Genomic DNA, 2,112 nt, shown 5'->3' on the forward strand with positions numbered 1-2,112 from the left:
GATGGCTTTTGCTGGTTCTTTTATTGATCTGCGATGCTCATGCCGGTATCCAGCTTGCCAGCACCCGGGTGATCTACCCGGCGGGTAAGCGCGAGGTCACGCTCGCCGTCACCAGCAAAGACCCCGCTCCGCGCCTGATCCAGACCTGGCTGGATGCCGACGGAACGGAAAAAGTGCCGTTTATCATCCTGCCGCCGGTCTTCCGGCTGAACCCCGGCAAAGGCCAGTCGCTGCGCATTATGTTCACCGGCGGTGCCGTGCCCCATGACCGCGAATCAGTGTTCTGGCTGAACGTACTGGAAATCCCACCGAAGCCATCGGGCAAAGCCGACCATATCCAGCTCACCGTGCGCTCGCGCCTGAAATTGTTCTACCGCCCGGCGGGTCTGCCGGGCACCCCGAAAGAGGCTGTCACGCAACTGCGCTGGCATTTAATCCAGAACGGGCAGCAGGTCGCCCTGGAGTGCCAGAACCCGTCGGCGTTTATCGTTTCGTTTAACCATGTCGGGCTGACAGAGAAGGCGGAAAGTGAAGATGAACGCCAGAGCGGGATGTGCCCGGCAAAGGGCCAGCAGCGTTTTACCGTGCAGCCCACACCCGCGCAACTAAGAGGCGGGACGCTCTTTTTTACCACCATCGATGACTATGGCGGTCAGCACCACCATCAGGCGACCCTGAGCCGCTGAGTCGCCACGTTCTTTTTTCGTAAGGGAGGATGAAAATGAACAGCTTAAAACTGATTATTAACGTGTCAACCGTCGTGGGGTTATGCGTCCTGAGTGGGCAGGGGTGGGCAGGGTGTGAGATAATCAGCGAAAGTGCTGCGACTGCCCGTGAAGTTACGATTGGCACACTCTCGGTTCCGCCTGGTGCAACGGTCGGGACGCTGCTGAAAACGGTCGCAGTGCCAAATACGGCAATCACCTGGATTTCATGTTCAGGCCAAGCTTACTTCAGGTTCCAGTATGGCTACGGTACAGGGCGCTCGGCAATCACCGGTTCGGGGATCCCTGTTGGTGTGGTCAGTTCCGGGGTGGAGGGCATCGGAGTGAAGGTCACCGCCAATACTACAATTCCCTACGCAAAATTGCCCAGCGTGTTAGGGGCTCAGGTAGGCGGTTCGAGCGTGACCCCCTGGGCAAACGCACTTAATACCAAAATAGAATTTTACAAGACAGGGGATATCACGCCGGGCGAATTGTTATTTCCTAAAAACTTTATTGAGCTCTGGGCATCAACTTCACCGACTGACACGGGAAACGGGTTTGGCGTACTCTACAGCACCCTAAACATCTCCGGCACCCCGGATGTCAAAGTCCCCGGCTGCGTGACCCCCAGCCTGAGCGTACCGCTGGGTAAACATCCGCAATCGGAGTTCAGCGGTATCGGCTCCACCAGCGCCTCGACCGCCTTCACCTTTGCTATCAACAACTGCGACGCCGGGCTGAACGCGGTGAAATACACCTTTAAACCTGCCTCGGGCATTACCCTGGAAAACAGCGGGCTGCCCACCCAGCACCTCACCGTGAAGGGTGGCCCCGGCACCGCCAGCGGCATCGGGGTGCAGGTGCTCTACGCCAACGACACCCTGGTACCGTTTAACACCGCCGTCAGCACCACGGCAGGCAGCCACACTATCCCGATGAAGGCGCGCTATATCCAGACCGCCTCTGACATCACCAGTGGCGATGCCGATTCCGCGCTTGAATTCACCATGACCTATCAGTAAAACATATGCCGGACAGAGGAAATCTTATCCGGCATGAATATGTCATGCCGCCGGAATAATAAAGTGTAATTAATGGCAACGGGCATGTTCGCAACCATTGCCTTAATACCGGTTTTACTACAACATCCTGGTCATACACACCACTGACCATTATCAGGGTCAGGGAAAACATTCTGATACCAAAACGCGTTTCACAACGGCCCGGCCAGATATAACGCCCCGGCGGGATTTTGTTAAAATCCCGGTAAATAATTTCCCTTCCATCGATACCTGCGCCTGTACGCTCTCCCGCCAGATTCACCCTATTTCACGGACCATAATCTGTTTCCGCGAAATACATAACCACAGGGAGAGGGGCGTGAAAAACGGATGGCTTTTGCTGG

Annotated in this window: 2 protein-coding genes; both read left to right on the top strand. The window is 56.2% G+C overall.

Annotated features, from left to right (window positions below):
- Positions 1-686: fimbrial biogenesis chaperone (locus KXR87_RS23415; RefSeq protein ID WP_437434567.1), on the top strand; the 686-nt coding region annotated here is incomplete at its 5' end.
- A 35-nt stretch (positions 687-721) separates the two neighbouring features.
- Positions 722-1,729, top strand: a complete 1,008-nt coding sequence (locus KXR87_RS23420) for a fimbrial protein (protein WP_437434568.1) — start codon at positions 722-724, stop codon at positions 1,727-1,729.
- Positions 1,730-2,112: the final 383 nt, after the last annotated feature.

The sequence above is a fragment of the Yokenella regensburgei genome (assembly GCF_051486985.1).
Classification (GTDB): Bacteria; Pseudomonadota; Gammaproteobacteria; order Enterobacterales; family Enterobacteriaceae; genus CBFFRJ01.